Origin of the sequence: Streptomyces sp. NPDC052225 (assembly GCF_040679615.1) — a bacterium.
Taxonomy (GTDB): Bacteria; Actinomycetota; Actinomycetes; order Streptomycetales; family Streptomycetaceae; genus Streptomyces.
In genome coordinates this window covers 417,550-438,294 of the sequence record NZ_JBFAVD010000002.1, presented here as the reverse complement: position 1 = coordinate 438,294, position 20,745 = coordinate 417,550, and the positions used below count along the sequence as shown (strand labels likewise).

The window sequence follows — 20,745 nt, the reverse complement described above, 5'->3', positions numbered from 1 at the left end:
CGAGGACCCCGGCCCCGACGCCGGAGAACCCTCCGTGTCGACGTACGATGGACGGCATGTCCTTCCTCCGCCGCCGCGCTGCGACCCCCGCGGGCCCCGACTTCGACGTCCTGGCCATGGACCCGGGCGACTGGCCGGGCAACCTCGGTGCCGGCCTGCTGCCCGCCCCCGACGGAACCTGCCAGGGCGTGTTCCTGCGCTACGACCTGTTCGGCGGCCGCGGCCCCGCGATGATCATCGGCAACCTGCCCGAGGGCTCCCCGGCCCGCGAGGTCGCCGAGGGCGAGATCCCCTTCGAGGTCGCCCAGCTCCTGATCGCGCTGGAGAACGACGAGGAGGTCACCGTCACCGACGTCGAGGACGTCCCCGTGATGCAGGGCGACAACCTCCTCATCGTGCGCCGCCTCAAGCTCTCCGAGACGCGGATCTCGTGCGTCCAGTTCGACCGCAGTGACAACGTCCTGGTGACCATCGCGTCCTGGGACCGTCCGATCACCGACGACCTGTACGCGCTCCTGAAGCCGCTGCCCGCGGAGCTCTTCCAGCAGGGCTGAGCCCACCCGGCCCCTCCGTACCTCTTGCCGCTGAGTCATCCGACCTCTAGCGTGCTTTGGCATGCCTGCTTCTGGGAACTCCGAGCGTCACGGGACCACGCGAAGAACCACCATGAAGGGCGCGGCAGCCAGTGCTGCCGCGCTGTCACTCGGGTTCGGCCCACTCGCCGCCGCGGCTTCCGCTGCCGCGCCGGACGGGGAGCCGAGCGCCGAGCCCTCCGATGAATTGCTGCTCTGGTACAAGACTCCCGCCGCCGACTGGGAACGGGAGGCCCTGCCGGTCGGCAGCGGCGCCCTCGGCGCGATGGTCTTCGGCACCCTCACCTCCGAGCGGCTCCAGTTCAACGAGAAGACCCTGTGGACCGGCGGCCCCGGGGCGAAGGGCGGCTACGACTTCGGCAACTGGCGCACCCCGCGCCCCGATGCCCTCGCCGACGTGCAGCGCCGCCTCGACGCCGGGACGAGGCTCGATCCCGACACCGTCGCCGCCGAACTCGGGCAGCCCCGCATCGGCTACGGCGCCCACCAGACCTTCGGCGACCTCCACCTCGACCTGCCCGGCGCACCGGCCACCGTGCCCGCCGACTACCGCCGCACCCTCGACCTGCGGCGCGCCCTCGCCACCGTCACGTACAGCCACCAGGACGTCCGCCACCGCCGCGAGTTCTTCGCCTCGCACCCCGACTCCGTTCTCGCGGGCCGGCTCTCCGCCGACCGCCCCGGCAGCGTCACCTGCACCCTCCGGTACACCTCGCCCCGCGCCGACTTCACGGCCACCGCGTCCGGCGACCGCCTCACCGTACGCGGCCAACTCGCCGACAACGGACTGAAGTTCGAGGCCCAGCTCCGCATACGTCACGACGGCGGCACTCTCACCGCGAACGCCGACGGCAGCCTCACCGTCACCGGCGCCGACAGCGTCTCCTTCGTCCTCGCCGCCGCCACCGACTACGCCGACAGCTACCCCGACTACCGCGGCCCCGACCCGCACGCCCCGGTCACCGCCGCCGTCGACGCGGCCGCCGCCAAGGACCACCCCGCGCTGCGCACCAGGCACACCCGCGACCACCGCGCCCTCTTCGACCGTGTCGCCCTCGACATCCGCCAGAGCGCCCCCGCGGACGTCCCCACCGACCAGCTCCTGAAGCAGTACACGGGCGGCACCGCCCCCGCCGACCGCGCGCTCGAAGCACTCTTCTTCCAGTACGGCCGCTACCTGCTCATCGCCTCCTCGCGCGCCGGATCGCTGCCCGCGAACCTGCAAGGCGTGTGGAACCAGTCGACGAGCCCGCCCTGGTCGGCCGACTACCACGTCAACATCAACCTCCAGATGAACTACTGGCTCGCCGAGGCCGCGGGCCTGCCCGAGACCACCGCCCCCTACGACCGCTTCGTGGCCGCACTGCGCGCCCCCGGCGAACGCACGGCGAAGGAGATGTTCGGCAGCCGCGGCTGGGTGGTCCACAACGAGACCAACCCCTACGGCTTCACCGGCGTCCACGACTGGTCGACCGCCTTCTGGTTCCCGGAGGCCGCCGCTTGGCTCACCGCACAGCTCTACGAGCACTACCGGTTCGGCGGCTCGACCGACTACCTGCGCACCACCGCGTACCCGCTGATGAAGTCGGCCGCCGAGTTCTGGCTCGACAACCTGCGCACCGACCCGCGCGACAACACGCTGGTCGTCACGCCGAGTTACTCACCCGAGCACGGCGACTTCACGGCGGGCGCCGCCATGTCGCAGCAGATCGTCCACGACCTGCTCACCAACACCCTCGAAGCGGCACGGACGTTGGGCGACACACCCGCCTTCCGCAAGCAACTCGCCGACACCCTGGCCCGGTTGGACCCCGGGCTGCGCATCGGCTCCTGGGGCCAGCTCCAGGAGTGGAAGACCGACCTCGACGACCCCACCGACGAGCACCGGCACGTCTCCCACCTCTACGCCCTGCACCCCGGCCGCCAGGTCGAGCCCGGCAGCCGCTGGGCCGACGCCGCGAAGGTGTCCCTGACCGCCCGCGGCGACGGCGGCACCGGCTGGTCCAAGGCCTGGAAGGTCAACTTCTGGGCGCGCCTGCGCGACGGCGACCACGCCCACAAGATGCTCTCCGAACAGCTCAAGGCGTCCACCCTGCCCAACCTCTGGGACACCCACCCCCCGTTCCAGATCGACGGCAACTTCGGCGCCACCTCGGGCATCGTCGAGATGCTCCTCCAGAGCCATCTGGACGCCATCGAGATCCTCCCCGCCCTCCCCGCGAGCTGGCCCGAAGGCTCCGTACGCGGACTGCGCGCCCGCGGCGGCGCCACCGTCGACATCGACTGGGCGGCGGGCCGCGCCACCCGCATCACCGTGGCCGCGTCGCGCACCCGTGAACTCACCCTGCGCAGCAGCCTGTTCGGCGAGAAGACCCTCAAGGCGGTGGCCGGCCGGCGGTACGTTTTCGAGTGACACAGGCGTCGGGCCCGGGTCGCGCTCACGCGACCCGGGCCCGACCCCCTGCTGATTCCGCCGAGTTACGACACCGAGGACGGCGTCACCTCGACATCGGCGGCCCGCACGAACGCGACCCGGTGCCCGAACTGGATCTCGTAGTACACGTCCTTGCCCTTGACCACCCGGTGCGACGTCGTGTCGAACGTCGGTGAGTAGAAGTACTCACCCGTCGTCCGCCCGCCGACCACGTACCGCTGCCCCGCAAGCAGCTTGTACGGCAGCGGCGAGACCGCCTGCGGTGTCATGCCCGCCGGATACGCGGCGGCCTCCGGATAGGCCCTGCCGTACACCGGAACGTCCGTCGCGCCCGCCTTCGGCGTGACCACAAGTCCCTTGGCACCCACGGCGGTCGGCTGCTTCGCCGGGTTCTTGAACCAGGCCTTCTGGCCGAGGTACCAGATCGCCGTCCAGTCGCCCTTGCGGTCGGCGACCGCGTACTGCTGACCCGTCGAGACCCGCGACGCCATGTCGTTCACGTCGATCGTCGAGTCCTGGCCGCCCGGCCGCAGGCCGATGTCCTTGATCAGCGGTGCGTCCTCACGCGGCTCCGTGTAGACCCGCACCGCGCTCGAACCGTGCGGCGCGCACACCACGCCCGCCTTCACGCAGCCCGTGAACCGCGGCTGGTTGGAGGCGAAGTCGGGGTTGATCGTGACGACCTGGCTGTCCGGGCCCGCCGTGCGGTGGAACGACTTGCCCATCAGCGCGAAGTAGTGCGCCCAGTCCCAGTAAGGGCCCGGGTCCGTGTGCATCGTCTTGATGGTCGACGTCGTCGGACCCGGCACCGTGTCATGGCCGAGGATGTGCTGGCGGTCCAGCGGGATCCCGTACTTCTTCGACAGGTACTTCACCAGGCGCGACGAGGAGCGGTACATCTCCTCCGTGTACCAGGAGTCGGGCTGGGCGAGGAAACCCTCGTGCTCGAGGCCGATCGACTTCGCGTTCACGTACCAGTTGCCCGCGTGCCAGCCGACGTCCTTCGCCTTGACGGACTGCACGATGTGCCCGTCCGTCGAGCGCAGCGAGTAGTGCCAGGCCAGATACGTCTTGTCCTGGACCAGCTTCAGCGTCTGCTCCCACGTCGCCTCCGTGTCATGGATGACGATGTAGTCGATGCTCTGGTCGTTCGGCCGGTCCGCGAGGTCGTGGTTGCCGTAGTCGCCGTCGCCGAACTCCTCGTACGGGGCCGGGATCCACTCGCACGACACGGTCGGCGGGCACTCCGTCTGCGAGGCGTCCGCCTTGCGCAGACCCATCGCCTCGACCTGCGACGCCTGCGGCTGCGCGGCCTCGTCCGCGGCGAGCGTCACCTCCTGGCCCGCGTCCGTCGTGCGCTGCTCGCCGTCGCGGATCACCGCGAACACGTCGTTGGCGTACGTCGCCGCGGTCGCCGCGTCGTCCGCGCCGGAGAACTTGGCGACCGCGCCGTACCAGTCGGCCGGGTTCGCGCTCAGCGGCTCGCCGAGCTGCTTCTGCGCGGCGGCGAGGAGGGCCGCGCCACCGCGCAGGTTCGCCGCGGGATCGCTGCGCAGCTCGTCGGCGGGGATGCCGGTCAGCTCGGCCGCGCGCACCAACGTCTTGAGCCGGGCGGGGAGTTGGGCGTCCGTGGGGACGTCGGCCTCGGTGGCCTTCAGCGGCGCACGCGAGTCGTCGCCCCGTGCGTCGCCCTCCGCGTGGTCGTGCACGACCGTGTTCGCGAGCGCGGTACGCGCGTCCGTGAGGTGCATGGGGCCGTAGCCGCCGGTGACACTCGGCGCACCGCCGTGCGCGTCCCACCGCGACTGGAGATACGAGACGCCGAGCAGCACGCTCTGCGGAACCTGGTACTCGGCGGCGGCCGACGCGAACGCGCCCTGCAACCGGGCCGAGGGCGGCACGGACTCGGTCTGCGGCGGCGCCGCGCCGAGCAGAGGAAGCAGCAGCGCCGCCGTCGCGAGCGTGCCGGCGGCGCGCGCACCCGTACGGGGACGTCTGCCGGGGAAGGAGCGGGTGGACCGATGCAACGGTGCCTCCTGGGAACGACGGGTGTCGAGATGCTGCGCGGTGCGTGCGGGCCGGTCGTGCGTCAGTGGTATCGGCTCGCCGACGATCCGTCAATCACCAGCCGTGCAAGGGATTTCCCATGTCAGGCACGGTCCGCGGGCGTTTTCGCCACGATGGCGCGATCGCCTGCGGTGCGTCAGTGGAGTAGACCAATAAGGGTGACGGGGCGACCGGAAAACATCCCCGCACAGCGAAGATCCGCGGCGCGCCGTCTTCCTCCCGGGCGCACCGCGGATCGTCGTCCCCGTCAGCGAGTGCCGACTGCCGCACGCACCGCCTTCCGGGCCATGTTGCAGTCGTCGTGCAGGCGGCGCAGCAACAGCCGCTGCTCCTCGCCGGACGGCGCAGCACCGGGATGGGCCGGACCCGGTGCCGCCGGGGTCTGCTCGTGCATCGAACGCTGCACGGCGGTCTCGTACGTACGGATCTCCCGCGTCAGTACGAGCATCAGGTTGACCAGGAACGCGTCGCGCGAGGCCGGTCCGCCGGACTGCGCGAGCTGGCTGATCTGACGGCGCGCCACCGGGGCGTCGCCCAGAACGGCCCACAGCGTCGCCAGGTCGTAGCCCGGCAGGTACCAGCCCGCGTGCTCCCAGTCCACGAGCACCGGACCGGCCGGGGAGAGGAGGACGTTGGACAGAAGGGCGTCGCCGTGGCAGAACTGGCCCATGCCGCCGCGGCCCGATGCGTGGGCGATGCCGTGCAGCAGCTTCTGCAGGTCTCCCATGTCGCGGTCGGTCAACAGGCCCAGATCATGGAACCGGTTGATCCGCTCCGCGTAGTCCAGCGGTGCGTCGAAGGTGCCCGCCGGAGGCCGCCACTGGTTGAGCCGGCAGATCGCGCCGAGCGCGGCGCGCACGTCCGCCCTCGGCGGTGCCTCGGCCGGGTGGCGTTGCAGGGCCGCCACGCGGCCGGGCATCCGCTCGATCACCAGCGTGCCGTTGTCCGGGTCGGCCGCGATCAGACGCGGGACCCGCACCGGCGGCCGGTGTCGGACGAACGAACGGTATGCGGCTATCTCGTGCCGGATCCGCTCCGCCCACACAGGGGAGTGGTCCAGTAAACACTTCGCGACGGCGGTGCTGCGTCCCGTCGTACCGACGAGGAGCACGGAGCGAGGGCTGCGGCGCAGCACCTGCACCGGATGGAACTCCGGGCAGATCCGGTGCACCGACGCGATCGCCGTGCGCAGCTGGGCGCCCTGAGGGCCGGACAAGTCGAGTCTCCCGCTGAGCGGTTGCGTGCCGAGCCCCGGCATGCGCCGAGTCCTGCCGACGCCACCGAGCGCCGGGGAGGCGGTCCGCGCGGGGTCGAGGTACGGGCCGCCGCCGACCGCCGGACGGGCGGGACGCAGCGGCCGGGGCGGGGCGGACACGGAGGACGATGCTGCGTACATGGGAGATACAGATCCCTTCGTGTGCCGACGAGTTGCACGCGCCGCCCGGCCCGGCCGATTCGGTAACACCCTGGGGAATGCCCTGCGGCGACCGGGTCGGGGTGGCGCATTCCTACCTGACACCCGAGGGCCACGGGCACAACAGCTGGCGCACCCTGGCGAACCCTGGCGAATAGTCGCTCAGCAACTGACAGAGGGCTACTGTCAACTTCAGCCGAGAACCTGGGGGCTTACGTGAACGGACAACCCAACACCCGCCTGAACGACCTGTTCGGCCTCGCCGGCTGGTCCAAGGGGGAGCTCGCGCGACTCGTCAACCGGCAGGCGGCGGCCATGGGCCACCCGCAGCTGGCGACGGACACCTCGCGGGTGCGGCGTTGGATCGACATGGGAGAGATCCCGCGCGATCCGGTGCCTCGGGTGCTGGCGGCGCTGTTCACCGAGCGACTCGGCCGTGTCGTGACCATCGAGGATCTCGGTCTTGTCCGACACGGGCGCGCGGGGAAACGGCAGGGCGGCGGGGGCCTGGAACATCAGGGTCCCGACGGAGTGCCGTGGGCGCCCGAGCGGACAGCTGCGGTCCTCACCGAATTCACGGGAATGGACCTCATGCTCAACCGACGCGGCTTGGTGGGCGCGGGTGCCGCGCTCGCCGCAGGATCCGCACTCAGCAGCGCCATGCACGACTGGCTGCACACCGACCCGGCCCTCGCGGCCGACGCTCCCAGGACCGACGATCCCCTGCACGCCGACCCCGCTGGGTTCGACCGCTACGAGGCCGCCCCCATCGGGTCGCAGGAGATCGAGGAACTGGAGCGTTCGGTCGAGGTCTTCCGGGCCTGGGACGCGTCCCGCGGCGGCGGGCTGCAGCGCAAGGCAGTCGTGGGCCAGCTCAACGAGGTCGGCGGGATGCTCTCCTACCGACACCCCGACCATCTCCAGCGGCGCCTGTGGGGCGTCGCCGCCAATCTCGCCGTACTCGCGGGCTGGATGTCGCACGACGTCGGCCTGGAGCCCACGGCCCAGAAGTACTTCGTCATCGCCGCGCACGCCGCGCGCGAGGGAGGCGACCGGCCACGCGCCGGCGAGGCCCTCTCGCGGGCCGCCCGGCAGAAGATCCATCTGGGCGCACCGGACGAGGCGCTCGACCTGATGAAGCTGGCCAAGTCCGGTTCGGGCGACGAGGTGTTGCCACGCACCAAGGCCATGCTCTACACCATCGAGGCCTGGGCACAGGCGTCCATGGGCAAGGGGCAGGCGATGCGCCGCACCCTCGGCGAGGCGGAGGACCTCTTCGTCTCCGACAAGGGGGACGTGCCGCCGCCGAGCTGGATGCAGATGTTCGACGAGGCGGACCTGCACGGCATGCAGGCCCTGGCGTACCGTACCCTCGCCGAGCACGAGCCGGGCGCCGCGGTCATCGCGCAGCGCCACGCCCATGAGGCGCTCGCGCTGCGGGCCGGGGGCCGGGACCGGTCGAAGATCTTCGACCATCTGTCCCTGGCGTCGGCGTGCTTCATCGCCGACGACCCCGAACAGGCGGACCGGTACGCGCGGTTGGCCCTGTCCTCGATGGGGTCGAACTCCTCGCACCGCACCTGGGACCGGCTGCGCGAGATGTACCGGCTCACCGGCCAGTACGCGGGCTACCCGAAGATCGAGGACCTCCGCCACGAGATCAAGCTGGCTCTGCCCAGGAGCAGCGGGAAGAAGTTGCAGGCCTGACCGTTCCCGTACGCCGATTCAGCAGGTCGATTCCCTACGTCGGTTCAGTACGTCGACGCGGTAGGTCGATCCAGTACCTCATCAGTACGTCAGGTGTCGATCCTGGCGATCAATACGCAGGCGTCGTCCTCGCGCTCGTCCGCGGCGAACTCGTCGAGGACCGCGCGCACACCGTCGTGCGCGTCCTGGGCGGCGGACAACCGCGGTGCCAGCGCCAGCAGTCGGTCCGTCGCGGGCCCTGCGTGCCGTGGCGTCAGGCCGCCCGTGTGCAGCAGCAGGACGTCGCCGCTGCGCAGGGTCTCCTCGGGTGGCGTGAGCGCACGCCCCGTCCCGTCGCGGAAGAGCAGCGGGGCGGGGTGTCCCGCCTGCGCCCACGCCAGCGTGCGGGCCGCCGGGTCGTACCGGCAGCACAGGGCGCTGGCGAGGTCGGGTTGCGCGGAGGCCGTGAGGAGGTGGTCGAGGCGGCCGAGCAGCTCGTCCGGCGGCGTGCCGCACAGTGCCATGCCGCGGACCGCGCCGAGCACCATGGCCATCGCGGAGGTCACGGCGACGCCGTGACCGGTGAGGCCGCCGACGGTCAACAGGGTCTGCCCGCCGGGCAGTTCGAGCGCGTCGAACCAGTCGCCGCCCCTGGGGGCGCCGGTGGAGGAAGGAAGGTGGCGGGCCGCGACATCGAGCCCGCCGGGCCCGTCGTGCGGGAGCCGCAGGGAGCCACGCCACGGCGGCAGCACGGCTTCCTGCAGCTCGACCGCGAGCCGGTGCTCGGTCTGCGCGATGTGCCGCTGGCGCTGGAGCGAGTCACGGGTCTCGCTCACCGCGCGCTGGCTGCGGCGCAGTTCGCTGACGTCTCGGACGACCGCCCACATGGCGGCCGTCGAACCGTCGGCGTCGAGCACGGGCTCGCCCATCATGTGCACCGTGCGCACGCTCTCGTCGGGGCGCACGACGCGGAACTCCCCGTCCATCGGCTTGCCGTCGATCAGGCAGTCCGTGACCATCGCGGTCAGCTTCGACTGGTCGTCGGCGTGCACCACGGCGGGCAGCTCGTCGAGGGTGAGCGCGGGGGCCGCCGGGTCGCGGCCGAGGATCCGGTACAGCTCGCCGGACCAACGCGCCTCGTCCGTCAGCAGGTTCCACTCGGCGCTGCCGACCCGGCTGAGCAGCGATCCGGGCTGCGCTCCGGTGACGGCACGCTGCTCGGGGAGCGCGGCGCGCGTCGTGGGGCCGTCGCGCAGCTGGGCCAAGTGGCGGTCCAGGTCGCTGAGTTGATGCACCGCGAGCTCGTACAGGGCGCGCTGCCAGCGGGCCTCGGGGTTCGTCTCGTCGCTCACCGACTCCCGGCGCACCGCGTCGACATCGCCCAGCAACCGACGCGTCTGCGAGATCAACGCGTCGACCGGGCCGCGCTCCGGCGGCTGGCCGGCGGGGCGGTCCGCGAAGACATGGGGCGGCATGACGAACTCCGATGCAGGCACTGGTGGCCAAGGCTGACGGAAGGACCGTGACGACGGAGGGACCGTGACGACGGGCCGATACCGACTCTGGCACAGGCCGCCTGGCCTCGTAAGGCATTTCGCCATACACGATGCGGTGGTGCTTCTGGCATATGTCATTGTCCTCCGGGGAGGCAATTCCGGGTACTCCGCTCGAACGGATGGCCGGTTGTGGCGTATGCCTGGCTCATGCGTCCGAAGGAGCGGGCCCCGTCGAACGACGTAGCCGCCCTACGCCGGGGCGGTCGGGCCGGCTCGTCCGTCCCCGCAGGCGCGAGGGCCGCGGAAGACGGACCGTCAGGAAGCCGCCGGTGCCTGCGCGGTCGAGCCGCGCACCACCAGCTCCGGCTCGAAGAGCAGCTCGCCCGGCGGCACCGCGCCGCCCTGGATCTGCGCCACGAGGAGTTCGACCGCGGCGCGGCCCATCGCCTCGATCGGCTGGCGCACCGTGGTCAGGGGTGGCTCCGTGCAGTTCATGAACGCCGAGTCGTCGTAGCCGACGACCGACACGTCCCGGGGGACCGTCAGGCCCGCGCGCCGGGCGGCCCGCACCGCGCCGAGAGCGAGGGGGTCGCTGGCGCAGATGATGCCGGTGATGCCCCGGGCGATCAGCCGGGCGGCCGCGGCGTGCCCGCCCTCCAGGGAGAACATCGCCCGCTCCACCGCGTCGTCGGGCAGGGCGCCGCCCGCCGCGTGCGCGGCGGCGCGGGCCGCGGCGAGCTTGCGCCCGGAGGGCACATGGTCCTCGGGGCCGAGGACCAGTCCGATGCGCTCGTGCCCGAGGGATGCCAGATGGCGCCAGGCCTGCTCGACCGCGACGGCGTCGTCGCACGCCACGCACGGGAAGCCGAGCCGTTCGATGGACGCGTTCACGAGCACCACCGGAACCTTGCGCTCGGCGAGCCGCTGATAGTGGTCGTGCTCGGCGTCCGCCTGGGCGAACAGGCCACCCGCGAACACCACGCCCGACACCTGCTGTTGCAGCAGAAGCTCGACGTAGTCCGCCTCGGAGACGCCGCCCTTGGTCTGGGTGCACAGCACCGGCGTCAGGCCCTGCTGGGCGAGCGCGCCGCCGATCACTTCCGCGAACGCGGGGAAGATCGGGTTCTGCAACTCCGGCAGGACCAGGCCGACGAGGCGGGCCCGCTCGCCGCGCAGTTGCGTCGGCCGCTCGTAGCCGAGCACGTCGAGCGCGGTGAGCACCGACTGCCGGGTGGCCTCCGAGACGCCGGGCTTGTTGTTGAGCACCCGGCTGACCGTGGCTTCGCTGACTCCGACTTTCTTCGCCACCTGTGCAAGTCTGCGCGTCATGAACGCAAGATTAGCGCAAGAATTGCATGCCGCTTGCGTGATCGCGTCCTTCGGGCGGACCCCGCCGGGCCGTCGCGCGGCGTGCGACCGGTCGTCCGGCAGTCGTCCGATCAGGGGGCGCGGCGCAGGGCGCGGCGTGCTCCGGTACCGGCCGGGGGAAGGCATCCCGGCGTGACCGACAACACCGTACGTGAGGACCCGACGGCGACGACAGGGGTCGGCGAGGTGCCGTCCGTGCGCGCCTGGGCCCTGGACGATCTGCCCGCGCTCACCTTCGATCCGCTGCTCGCCGACGTGCTCAGCCACGAGCCCGTGGCCCGGGTGCGCATGCCGTTCGGGCAGGAGCGCGACGCGTGGCTCGTCACCCGGTACGCCGACGTGCGCCTGGTGACCTCGGACCCGCGCTTCAGCCGCGCCGCCCTCGTCGGCCGTGAGGTCAACGGGATGATGGCGCACCGCGTCGCCGCCACCGTCGGCCTCAACTACGCGGACCCGCCCGAGCACACGCGGCTGCGCAAGGTCATGACCAAAGCCTTCACCGGCCGCACGATGAAGAGCCTGCGGCCGCTCGCCGAGCAGACGGCGGCCGGAATGCTCGACGCCATGGAGGAGGCGGGGCCGCCCGCCGACCTCGTGGCCCACCTGCACGGCCCCTTCCCGCTCACCGTCGTCGGTGACCTCCTCGGCGTACCGCCCGAGGATCGCGACCGGCTCGCCGACTGGCCCGACGTGATCCTGTCCGCGGGGCCCGGGCCCAAGTCCAGCGAGGCCGCCAAGGAACGCATGCGGCAGTACATCGTCGAACTGCTGGCCTCCCGCACGGGCAGCACCGACGACGACCTGGCGTCCGTGCTCGCCCGCGCCCAGGACGCCGGTGACATCAGCGAGGCGGAGGCGGTGTCCCTGGCGACCGCCGTGTTGGTCAGCGGCGCCCACGCCGTGCGCAACAACAGCGCGAACATGGTCTACACACTGCTCACCCGGCCCGAACTCGCCGAACGGCTGCGCGCGGAACCGGAGTTGCTGCCCCAGGCCGTCGACGAACTCCTGCGCCACATCCCGCACCGCAACGGTGTCGGGCTGCCCCGCATCGCCACCGAGGACGTCGAGGTCGGCGGTGTCCTGATCCGCGCGGGCGAGGCCGTGTACGCCTCCTACCTCGCGGCCAACCGCGACCCCGACACCTTCCCCGACCCGGAGGCGATCGACTTCGACCGCACGGGCACCGCCCACGTCTCGTTCGGGCACGGACCGCACCACTGCATCGGTGCGATGCTCGCCCGCATGGAGTCCGAGGTCATGCTCGGCGCGCTGCTCACCCGCTTCCCCCGGCTGCGCCTCGCGGGCGACCCGGCCGAGACCCTGTGGCAGAGCAAGGGGTTCATCCGGGGCCCGCAGGCGCTGTGGGTGACGTGGTGAGCCGTGGGGGCCGATGTGCTGGGGTCAGCCCATAGTCTTCGCGCCGTCCAGGGACTCACGGATGATGTCGGCGTGACCGCAGTGCTGGGCGGTCTCGGCGACGATGTGCATCAGCACCCGGCGCGCCGACCACCGCGTGTCCGTGAACCACGGCGCCTTCGGCAGTTCCTGTACGGCGTCCAGGTCGGGCAGGGAGACCACCAGGTCGTCGGTGAACCGGGCCGCCTCCTCGTAGGCGGCGAGTACCCCGGCCAGCGTCTCGCCGGGCAGCATCCGGAACTCCTCGAGGCGCCGGGCGAAGTCCTCCTCCGTCATGGCGGTGAAGTCGGGCATCGCCGAGGCGCCCTTGACGATGAACTCCGCCCAGCCGCGCTCGACCGACGTCACGTGCTTGACCAGACCGCCCAGACACAGTTCGCTCGCGGTGGTCCGCAGCCCTGCCTGCTCGTCGGTCAGGCCGTTGGTCGTGAAGCGCAGGAAGTGCCGCTGCTTGGCCAGCGCCTGGAGCCAGTCGGCACGCTCGCCGGTGACGGCCGGGGTCGCGCTCTGCTCGGGCGTGGTGGTCGTCTTGTCGGTGGTCATGGTCTCCGCCTTCCGGTGGTGCTGCTCCGTCGGTGAAGACCACGCTAGGGCCGAACTAGGTCAGATGCTGTCCTCTATCGGCCGACGTCGCCGAGAACCTTGTCGCGCAGGAGTTCCCAGACCCGCCGGTCGTCGTCGGCGGAGCCCCGCGCCGCCGGGTCGCCGGGATAGGTGTCGAAGAGGAGGTGCGTGGCGCCGAGCTCCTCCAGGGCCGCCACGTCCGCGCGGACCTGATCGAGGCTGCCGTGACCCAGCGGGCGGTCCGCCGTGTCGGGCAGCGCGGCGCCGACGGCCAGCTGGATGCGGGGCGTGAACTGCGGTACCGGACGGCCCGCGCGGTCCGCCTCCGCGGCGAGCCGGGGCAGCTTCTCGCGCAGCGCCGCGAGCGTCGGGCGGAACGGGTGCCAGCCCTCGCCGAGCCGTGCGGCCCGGCGCAGCGCGGCGGGGGAGTCGCCGCCGACCCACACGGGAAGGTGCGGCCGGGTCGCGGGCGCCGGCGCCGTGCGGACGCCCTCGAACGACACGTACCGGCCCTCGAAGCTGCACGGGTCCTCGGTCCACGCCGCCCGGATCGCGGCGAGGTACTCGTCGGTGATCGCCCCGCGCTCCTCGAACGGCACGCCCAGCGTGCGGTACTCGGCCGCCGACCAGCCGACCCCGGCGCCGAGGATGAAGCCGCCGTCGGTCAACTGGTCGAGGTTCGCGGCGAGCCGGGCCGTCTGGAGCGGATGCCGGTAGGGGATCACGGTGATCGTGGTCCCCAGGGTGAGGCCCGGTACCCGGCCCGCGAGATGGGCGGCCAGCACGAACTGGTCGTAGAACGGGGCGGGATACACCGCGTGCACATCGGGGGTCACCGCGATGTGGTCCGAGATCATCGCGAAGGTGAAGCCGAGGTCACGGGCGTCCGTGGCCTGGCGGACGAGGCTCTCGGGGGTCGTACCGGAGCCGAAGTTCAGGAGGTTCACGCCGTATCGCATGACCCGAGTCTTGATGATCTTGAGCCGGGCGTCGAAACGGGGCGATCATTTCAGGCCCCGGTCAGCTCGAACACGCCGTAACCGAAGCCGTCCGCCTCGACCGTCGTCCCGTCCCGCGCGATCCGCACCCCGGCCGCCTCCGCCTCCGACGCCGCCGCCAGTCGGCCCGCCGCGTCGCCCGCCGCCCAACTCGTGGTCGTACGGGCCGGATTGACGACCACCAGGAACCGGTCTCCCCGTACGTACACGAAGGGGTAGCCCTCGTGCAGCACCTCCACGGGGGAGTCGTGGCCGAGCGCGGGCGTCGTGGTGCGCAGGGCGACGAGGCGGCGGACGAGGTGCAGCAGGGACGACTCGTCCGCGCGCTGGGCCGCCACCGAGGGGCGGTCGGGGGCCGGGTCGAGCGGCAGGTAGAAGCGGTCCTCGGGAGCCGTGGAGAAGCCGGCGCCGGGGCCGTCGTCCCACTGCATCGGAGTGCGGGAGCCCGCCCGGTTGTAGTGCGGCCCGAGCACGCTGCCCTCCGTGTCGGGCAGGCCCGGAACGTACCGCATGCCGATCTCGTCGCCGTAGTAGATGGCCGGGAGCGTCGGCCAGGTGAGCTGGAAGGCGAACGCCGCCGGGAGCTGATCGGACGTGCGCGGGCCGCAGTTGAGGCGCGAGAAGTCGTGGTTCGACGTGGGGAGGCTGATGAAGCCGTGGTCGCCGATCGCGGCCCGTGCCGCGCGCCACGCCTCGACGAACGGCATCGGCGACCCGGCCCCCGACGCGTCGAAGAAGCAGTCCAGCGGGGCCCACGCCGTGTCGAGGGTGCCCGCGCCGTTGTTCCACAGCGAGCGCATCGGCAGCCCGTTCGCCGGACCGCCGAACTGGAGGAAGAAGTCGGCGTGGAATCCGGCCGGCACCGACACCGCCGGGTCGCCCCACTCGGACAGGAGCACCGCCTCGGGGTGGGCGGCGTCCAGCCAGCGGCGCACCTGAGACCAGAGCGCGCACGTCTCCCGCTTGTCCGGGTCGTCCTTGACGAGCGACGACGCCATGTCCACCCGGAAGCCCGCGATGCCCCGCCGCAGCCAGTGGTCCATGACGGCGCGCAGCGCCGCCCGGTTGGCGCGGGGCCCCTCGGCGTCGACCGGCTGCCGCCACGGTTCGGCCGCACTCTCCCGCGCATAGCCGAAGTTGAGTGCGGGCTGCGACGCGAAGAAGTTCGGCAGATAGCCGCCGGGGCGGGTGCCCGGCGAGGCGACGAAGCCGTCCGGGACATCGTGCGGCGCCCAGATGTAGCGGTCGTCGCCGGGGTCGTCGGCCGCGGCGCGGAACCACGGGTGCTCGTCCGAGGTGTGTCCGGCGACCAGGTCGAGGAGGACCCGGATGCCGCGTCGCCCGGCGAGGTCCACGAGCTTGGCGAGATCGTCGTCGGTGCCGTAGCGCGGCGCCACCGACAGATAGTCCGCGACGTCGTAGCCCGCGTCGCGGAACGGGGACGCGAAGCACGGATTGAGCCAGACCGTGTTCACGCCGAGCCAGGCCAGATGGTCGAGACGGTCGGCGATCCCGGCGAGGTCACCGATGCCGTCCCCGTCCGAGTCGGCGAACGACTGCGGGTAGATCTGGTAGAAGACGGCGTCGGACAGCCAGGCGGGGGCGGGACGGAACGCGGGCATCGGGGCTCAACTCCCTTTCGGCGACGGGTGGACACATCTCCACCGACGCATCTCTACCCACCCGCGCCGCGCTCGCCCGCGGTGGCTCACGGGTGCGGGACGACCGCCACCGGGCTCGTGACGTGATGCACCACCGAGTGCGTCGTGCCCCCGAGGCGGTTCGTGTCGCAGCGCCGTCCGACGACCGTCAGGCTCGCGTTCGTCGACGCCTTGAGGAGATGGTGGCCCGGCTGCCCGTACAACAGGCGCTCCACGACCGGGACGTCAGGGTATTTGCCGCGCCACGCGCGCACCGCACCCGACAGGGCCCTGCGACGTTCGCTCTCGCGGCGCGCCGCGTCGCCGGGCAGCCGGTCACCCGTCGGCGGACCGCCCGTCAGCGGGGCACGCAGCGGCGGCACCGTCCAGGCGTGCACCGCGTGCAGCGGCGCCCCGCGCACGGCCGCGGCCTCGAAGGCGTACGACAGGAGTTCGTCGGCGGGGCCTGTCACGTCCAGGCCGACGACGACCGGACGGAACCCGGAGCCGTCCGATGTCCGCTCGTCGAGCGGCAGCCCGCCCGCCCGCACCAGGACGACCGGGCACAGCGATCGCGCCGTGACCGCGAGGGCGACCGAACCCACGAGGAACCCGGAGTACCCCGAGAACCCGCGCGAGCCGAGCACCAGGAACTCGGACTCCTGCGCCACATCGAGCAGCGCGGTGATCGGCGGCGGCGGGCGGCGCCGCGCGAGGATCTCCAACTCCGGGAAGCTGTAGGAGAGGTGCAGGGCGGCCCGGTCCAGGACGCCGCGGCTCGGCAGGTCCACGTCCCACGGGGCGCGCGGCGCCGGGCGTTGGGTGGCGTCGGCGTGCACGAGCCGCAGCGGCAGGCCGCGCCGCAGGGCCTCGCGCGCCGCCCAGTCGGCGGCGTGCAGACTCTCGGGCGACCCGTCCGTACCGACGGTCAGAACGCGCGGACTGGTCATGAGGGAGCCTTTCGGACGGCAACGGCGCGAACGGATGTTCCTCTGCGGGTTCCACGCTCCGGAGCCCCCACGCGTACTCCGCCGACGAACCCGGCGCGCGTGGGGTGCGACGGGTAGGACGGTCCCACCCCCACGCCCCTGCCGGGAGGGACGAACAGGCCCGGCGCCCGGGGTCGTTCGGCCCCTGTGCCAGGCATCCGCCGCCGCGCGAGCGTGGGGCTCACACGGCAGCCCGGGGAGGCGGCGATGGCGACGTTCAGGCCCGGCCGACGCATGTACGCGAACGCCCTGTGCCGCAGGTCCGACGTGCTGGAGGCGTGGGCGGTCCTTCTCCTGGGCGTGCTCGCGTACTGCGTGGCGCCCGTGGCGGGGGCGGCGAGCGGCTGGGCGGCCCACGCGGACGCCGCCCGCGCGGCCCGCGCCGAGGCCGCCGACCGGCACGCGGTGCGGGCCCGGCTCGTCGACGACGCGCCGGAGGCCGTGACCGCCGCGAACGGCGCCGAACTCGACCAGACCTACCCCGTCCTGGTGCGCTGGACCGACGACGGGGGCCGTCGCGTCACGACCCGCGCCCTGGTCGACGCGGGCCGCGACCGGGGCGACGCCGCCACCGTGTGGTTCGACTCGCGCGGCGCTGTCACCAAGGCCCCCATGGACACCGAGGACATCTGGACCCACACGTTCGCCACGGCCTGCCTCGTGAGCGCGACCACCGCCGCACTCGCCGGCGCCGCCCTGGTCGGCGTGCGCCGCGTCCTGCGCCGCGGCCGGCTCGCCGCATGGGAGAGCGAGTGGGCCCGCGTAGGCCCCGAATGGACCGGCAAGCGTCCGGCCTGAGCGGGGTCCGGGATCCGACAGGCCCCCTGGCGGGTCCCGTTCGGCCCCTGTGCCGCACCGCCGCGAACGGCGATGGTCGAACCAGTGCACGACGGCACCGGCAGACACCCGAACCCGCCACCAGGGCCACGCCGACCCACGAGGCCCGCAGGGCGCGAACCGCCGGAGGGAAGCGTTCCCCGCCGTCGTGCCCCTTCGGAAGGAGGCCGTCCATGACCACCACGGCCCCGCGCATGATTCAGGCACTGCCCGAGGAGTACCGCCGGAGGCTGCTGCGCATCGCCCGCGAGGTGGCCTTCCCGCAGGGCGTCCGGCTCTTCGAGGAGGGCTCGCGCGCCGACCGCTTCTGGATCGTCCGCAGCGGCTGCGTGACCCTCGACATGCGCGTACCGGGACGGCGCGCGCCCGTCGTCGAGACGCTCGGCCGCGGCGACCTGGCCGGCTGGTCCTGGATGTTCCCGCCGTACGTGTGGCAGCTCGGCGCCGAGACCGGGACCCCGGTGCGCGCCCATGAGTTCGACGCCGTCACCGTCCGGCTGATGTGCGCCTCCGACCCCGCACTGGGCTCCCTCGTCGCCCAATGGATCGGCGCGGTCCTCGCCCACCGGCTGAGCGTGTCCCGCTCGCGTCTGCTCGACCTGTACGGCCCCTACGGCGCCGACCTCCCGATGACGGGCTGAGCCGCGCTTCGCCGGGGTGGTCCGGGCGGATCGGGCGATCGGTACCGTTCGGCCCTGGCGGATCTCCCCTCACGGGCCCCAGGATCTAGGGACCGACGCACCCGAGGGGGACGCATGTCTCAGTCACGTGGCTTCTCCGCGGACCGCCCGGTCCGCATCCTCCTCCTCGACGATCACGAAGTGGTCCGCCGCGGCCTGCGCGATCTGCTCGGCGCGGAACCCGACCTGGAGGTCGTGGGGGAGGCGGCCACCGCCGCGCAGGCCATCGCCCGCGGACCCGCCCTGCGCCCCGACGTCGCCGTCCTCGACGTCCGGCTGCCCGACGGCGACGGCATCACCTGCTGTCGCGAACTGCGCGTCCTGCTCCCGGAGTTGAACTGCCTCATGCTCACGTCGTTCGACGACGACGACGCACTGCTCGACGCGATCATGGCGGGGGCCGCCGGATACGTCCTCAAACAGATCAAGGGGTCCGACCTCGTCTCCGCCGTACGCACCGTCGCCTCGGGCCAGTCGATGCTCGACCCCGCGACGACCGCACGCCTGATGCGCAGCCTGCGCGGGCCCGAGCTCCCCGAGCAGGCCGACGACACCCCGGCCGGCGGCGGCCTCGCCGACCTCACCGAGCGGGAGCGGCAGATCCTCGCGCTGGTGGGTGAGGGGCTGACCAACCGCCAGATCGGGCAGCGGCTCTTCCTGTCCGAGAAGACGGTCAAGAACAACATCTCGCGGCTGCTCGCCAAGCTGGGCGTCGAGCGCCGCATCCAGGCGGCGGTCCTGGCGAGCCGCCTGCCGCCGGCCGAGCCGCGCTGACCCGCCGCCGGCGCGGCTCAGCGCGCGTCCTTCAGCGGTACGCGCCACTCCAGGCGGGTGCCGCTGTCGTCGCGGGCCGTGGTGGTCAGGGTGCCGCCGCGCCGCGTGGCCCGGGCCGCCAGGTTCGCCAGGCCGCTGCGGTGGACCTCCTCCACGTTCGGGATGCCGACCCCGTCGTCCTCGACGGTCAGGGTCACCTCGCGGCCTCGCACGGCGAGGGTCACTTCGACGGCCGACGCGGCCGCGTGCCGGGCCACGTTCGTGAGGGCCTCGACGAGCACGGCCAGCACGTCGTCGGCGACCGCGCCCGGCACGTCCACGTCGATCAGGCCCTCCATCCGCAGCGCCGGTGTGAAGCCGAGGACCCGCGCCGCCTCCTCCACCGCCCGGACGGTACGGACCCGAAGTCCCGCCCCGGCCTTCGGCGCCTCGCGCTCGCGCAGACCGAAGATGGTCGACCGGATGATCTTGATGGTGGTGTCCAGGTCGTCGACCGCGCGCATCAGCCGCTCGGACGCCTCGGGGTGCTGCACGAACCGCTGCGCGCTCTGCAAGGTCATGCCCGTCGCGAACAGCCGCTGGATCGCCAGGTCGTGCAGGTCGCGGGCGATGCGGTCGCGGTCCTCCAGGAGGCTCATCTGCTCCGCGTCGCGCCGCCGGTCCGCCAGCTCCAGGGCGAGCGCGGCCTGCCCTGCGAACCCGACCAGCGGCGTCAACTCCGCCGCGGAGAAGGGTGTGTGCTCCGCGCGGCGGGCCAGCATCAGCACCCCCCGCATCCCGTCACTGGTGCCGATCGGCACCGCCACCGCGGGACCCAGGCCGTCCCAGCGGGAGGGCTGATACGTGATCCGCGGATCCTTGCGGATGTCGTCCGAGGTGATCGGCTCGCCCGCCGCGAGCGCGGTCCCGGCGAAGGTGCCCGCGCGCGGCAGTGTCACATCGTGGTGCGCGTCCGCGCTGCGGCCCAGCGCCATCGACTCGTGCAGCTCGTCACGGCCCGGCACGACGAGCGCCACCACGCCGAGGTCCGCGGTCGCGATCTCCCGCGCCCGCTCCACCATCATGCGCAGCACCTGCGTCTCCTCGGTGCCCGAAAGCAGGCTCCCGGTGAACTCGGCGCTCAACCGCAGCCAGCGCTCCCGCAGTTGGACCTCTTCGTACAGGCGGGCGTTCTCGATGGCGACGCCCGCCGCCGCGCCCAGCGTCTGAAGGACCGCCACGTCCTCGTCGTCGAAGTCGCCGTCCCCGCGCTTCTGCGTCAGGTAGAGGTTCCCGAACACGGCCTCGCGCACCCGGATGGGCACCCCGACGAAGCTGTGCATCGGCGGATGGTGCGGCGGGAACCCCGACGAGGCCGGATGGTCGGCCAGCTCGGGCAGCCGCAGCGGCTCGGGATGCCGGATCAGCTCACCCAACAGGCCGTGCCCGGACGGCAGATCACCGATCTCGGCGCGCAGCCCCTCGTCGATGCCGACCGGCAGGAACTGCGACAGCTTGCGGCGGTCGTCGCCGATCACGCCGAGCGCGCCGTACTCGGCGTCGACCAGGACCACCGCGGCCTCGACGATGCGGCGCAGCACCTGCGAGAGGTTCAGCTCCTGGCCCACCGACAGGACCGCCTCCAGCAGACCCTGGAGGCGATTGCGGGTGCCGCGCACGGCGTCGATCCGTACCTGGAGTTCCTCGAGGAGTTCGTCGAGCCTCAAGCGTGGCAGCGGCCCGGGACCTTGTGCACCGTCCTCGCCCATCCGACCTCCGTGCGAACTCGGTGGCACGTCCTGTGTGT

16 protein-coding genes are annotated in these 20,745 nt (G+C 72.5%); 7 read left to right on the top strand and 9 right to left on the bottom strand.

Annotation, left to right across the window (positions count from 1 at the left end; genetic code table 11):
- Nucleotides 1-56 precede the first annotated feature (56 nt).
- Nucleotides 57-554 carry a hypothetical protein gene (locus AB0L37_RS05205; protein WP_338693326.1) on the top strand — a complete coding sequence of 166 codons (498 nt, stop codon included), beginning with the start codon at nucleotides 57-59 and terminating at the stop codon, nucleotides 552-554.
- 112 nt (nucleotides 555-666) lie between these two features.
- Nucleotides 667-3,006: a glycoside hydrolase family 95 protein gene (locus AB0L37_RS05200; RefSeq protein WP_365500597.1), complete on the top strand. Its 2,340-nt coding sequence runs from the start codon at nucleotides 667-669 to the stop codon at nucleotides 3,004-3,006.
- Between the two features lie 65 nt (nucleotides 3,007-3,071).
- Here AB0L37_RS05200 and AB0L37_RS05195 read toward each other — a convergent pair whose 3' ends face one another.
- Together AB0L37_RS05195 and AB0L37_RS05190 are read right to left on the bottom strand one after the other, a co-directional pair.
- Nucleotides 3,072-5,054, bottom strand: coding sequence for an N-acetylmuramoyl-L-alanine amidase (locus tag AB0L37_RS05195; RefSeq protein WP_365500331.1), 1,983 nt, complete (start codon nucleotides 5,052-5,054; stop codon nucleotides 3,072-3,074).
- A gap of 287 nt (nucleotides 5,055-5,341) precedes the next feature.
- Entirely contained in the window at nucleotides 5,342-6,490 is a 1,149-nt protein-coding gene (locus AB0L37_RS05190; RefSeq protein ID WP_365500328.1) for an aminoglycoside phosphotransferase family protein, read from the bottom strand.
- Nucleotides 6,491-6,724: 234 nt separating this feature from the next.
- On the opposite strand from AB0L37_RS05190, the gene AB0L37_RS05185 reads away from it, so the two are divergent.
- On the top strand, nucleotides 6,725-8,215 hold the full coding sequence (locus AB0L37_RS05185) for a hypothetical protein (protein ID WP_365500325.1): 1,491 nt from the start codon (nucleotides 6,725-6,727) through the stop codon (nucleotides 8,213-8,215).
- Between the two features lie 89 nt (nucleotides 8,216-8,304).
- On the opposite strand, the gene AB0L37_RS05180 is transcribed toward AB0L37_RS05185, so the two are convergent.
- Together AB0L37_RS05180 and AB0L37_RS05175 are read right to left on the bottom strand one after the other, a co-directional pair.
- Nucleotides 8,305-9,669: a SpoIIE family protein phosphatase gene (locus tag AB0L37_RS05180; RefSeq protein WP_365500322.1), complete on the bottom strand. Its 1,365-nt coding sequence runs from the start codon at nucleotides 9,667-9,669 to the stop codon at nucleotides 8,305-8,307.
- A 336-nt stretch (nucleotides 9,670-10,005) separates the two neighbouring features.
- Entirely contained in the window at nucleotides 10,006-11,019 is a 1,014-nt protein-coding gene (locus tag AB0L37_RS05175; RefSeq protein WP_365500319.1) for a LacI family DNA-binding transcriptional regulator, read from the bottom strand.
- A gap of 225 nt (nucleotides 11,020-11,244) precedes the next feature.
- On the opposite strand from AB0L37_RS05175, the gene AB0L37_RS05170 reads away from it, so the two are divergent.
- Nucleotides 11,245-12,438, top strand: coding sequence for a cytochrome P450 (locus AB0L37_RS05170; protein WP_365500594.1), 1,194 nt, complete (start codon nucleotides 11,245-11,247; stop codon nucleotides 12,436-12,438).
- Nucleotides 12,439-12,462: 24 nt separating this feature from the next.
- Here the strand turns inward: AB0L37_RS05170 and AB0L37_RS05165 are convergent, their stop codons facing one another.
- From AB0L37_RS05165 to AB0L37_RS05150, 4 genes are all read right to left on the bottom strand, one after another.
- Nucleotides 12,463-13,020, bottom strand: coding sequence for a DinB family protein (locus AB0L37_RS05165; RefSeq protein ID WP_365500317.1), 558 nt, complete (start codon nucleotides 13,018-13,020; stop codon nucleotides 12,463-12,465).
- Nucleotides 13,021-13,094: 74 nt separating this feature from the next.
- Nucleotides 13,095-14,000 carry a TIGR03619 family F420-dependent LLM class oxidoreductase gene (locus AB0L37_RS05160; RefSeq protein WP_365500314.1) on the bottom strand — a complete coding sequence of 302 codons (906 nt, stop codon included), beginning with the start codon at nucleotides 13,998-14,000 and terminating at the stop codon, nucleotides 13,095-13,097.
- A 50-nt stretch (nucleotides 14,001-14,050) separates the two neighbouring features.
- Nucleotides 14,051-15,661 carry an alpha-amylase family glycosyl hydrolase gene (locus AB0L37_RS05155; protein WP_365500311.1) on the bottom strand — a complete coding sequence of 537 codons (1,611 nt, stop codon included), beginning with the start codon at nucleotides 15,659-15,661 and terminating at the stop codon, nucleotides 14,051-14,053.
- Between the two features lie 86 nt (nucleotides 15,662-15,747).
- A complete protein-coding gene (locus AB0L37_RS05150; protein ID WP_365500308.1) occupies nucleotides 15,748-16,629 on the bottom strand; it encodes a universal stress protein in 882 nt (293 codons plus the stop codon).
- 246 nt (nucleotides 16,630-16,875) lie between these two features.
- Here AB0L37_RS05150 and AB0L37_RS05145 point away from each other — a divergent pair, with 246 nt between their 5' ends.
- From AB0L37_RS05145 to AB0L37_RS05135, 3 genes are all read left to right on the top strand, one after another.
- Complete coding sequence (locus AB0L37_RS05145; RefSeq protein WP_365500305.1) at nucleotides 16,876-17,466, top strand: hypothetical protein; 591 nt, start codon at nucleotides 16,876-16,878, stop codon at nucleotides 17,464-17,466.
- A gap of 212 nt (nucleotides 17,467-17,678) precedes the next feature.
- Complete coding sequence (locus tag AB0L37_RS05140; RefSeq protein ID WP_365500302.1) at nucleotides 17,679-18,146, top strand: cyclic nucleotide-binding domain-containing protein; 468 nt, start codon at nucleotides 17,679-17,681, stop codon at nucleotides 18,144-18,146.
- Between the two features lie 114 nt (nucleotides 18,147-18,260).
- Nucleotides 18,261-18,959: a response regulator transcription factor gene (locus tag AB0L37_RS05135; RefSeq protein WP_365500299.1), complete on the top strand. Its 699-nt coding sequence runs from the start codon at nucleotides 18,261-18,263 to the stop codon at nucleotides 18,957-18,959.
- A gap of 17 nt (nucleotides 18,960-18,976) precedes the next feature.
- Here the strand turns inward: AB0L37_RS05135 and AB0L37_RS05130 are convergent, their stop codons facing one another.
- Nucleotides 18,977-20,707, bottom strand: coding sequence for a GAF domain-containing protein (locus tag AB0L37_RS05130; protein WP_365500296.1), 1,731 nt, complete (start codon nucleotides 20,705-20,707; stop codon nucleotides 18,977-18,979).
- Between the last annotated feature and the right edge of the window lie 38 nt (nucleotides 20,708-20,745).

What these genes read in the sequence shown, in the direction of transcription:
- AB0L37_RS05130 (WP_365500296.1), bottom strand. Translation starts at nt 20,707, where the DNA reads ATGGGCGAGGACGGTGCACAAGGTCCCGGGCCGCTGCCACGCTTGAGG.
- AB0L37_RS05140 (WP_365500302.1), top strand. Translation starts at nt 17,679, where the DNA reads ATGACCACCACGGCCCCGCGCATGATTCAGGCACTGCCCGAGGAGTAC.
- AB0L37_RS05190 (WP_365500328.1), bottom strand. Translation starts at nt 6,490, where the DNA reads ATGTACGCAGCATCGTCCTCCGTGTCCGCCCCGCCCCGGCCGCTGCGT.
- AB0L37_RS05135 (WP_365500299.1), top strand. Translation starts at nt 18,261, where the DNA reads ATGTCTCAGTCACGTGGCTTCTCCGCGGACCGCCCGGTCCGCATCCTC.
- AB0L37_RS05175 (WP_365500319.1), bottom strand. Translation starts at nt 11,019, where the DNA reads ATGACGCGCAGACTTGCACAGGTGGCGAAGAAAGTCGGAGTCAGCGAA.
- AB0L37_RS05205 (WP_338693326.1), top strand. Translation starts at nt 57, where the DNA reads ATGTCCTTCCTCCGCCGCCGCGCTGCGACCCCCGCGGGCCCCGACTTC.
- AB0L37_RS05155 (WP_365500311.1), bottom strand. Translation starts at nt 15,661, where the DNA reads ATGCCCGCGTTCCGTCCCGCCCCCGCCTGGCTGTCCGACGCCGTCTTC.
- AB0L37_RS05200 (WP_365500597.1), top strand. Translation starts at nt 667, where the DNA reads ATGAAGGGCGCGGCAGCCAGTGCTGCCGCGCTGTCACTCGGGTTCGGC.
- AB0L37_RS05165 (WP_365500317.1), bottom strand. Translation starts at nt 13,020, where the DNA reads ATGACCACCGACAAGACGACCACCACGCCCGAGCAGAGCGCGACCCCG.
- AB0L37_RS05145 (WP_365500305.1), top strand. Translation starts at nt 16,876, where the DNA reads ATGGCGACGTTCAGGCCCGGCCGACGCATGTACGCGAACGCCCTGTGC.
- AB0L37_RS05150 (WP_365500308.1), bottom strand. Translation starts at nt 16,629, where the DNA reads ATGACCAGTCCGCGCGTTCTGACCGTCGGTACGGACGGGTCGCCCGAG.
- AB0L37_RS05180 (WP_365500322.1), bottom strand. Translation starts at nt 9,669, where the DNA reads ATGCCGCCCCATGTCTTCGCGGACCGCCCCGCCGGCCAGCCGCCGGAG.
- AB0L37_RS05160 (WP_365500314.1), bottom strand. Translation starts at nt 14,000, where the DNA reads ATGCGATACGGCGTGAACCTCCTGAACTTCGGCTCCGGTACGACCCCC.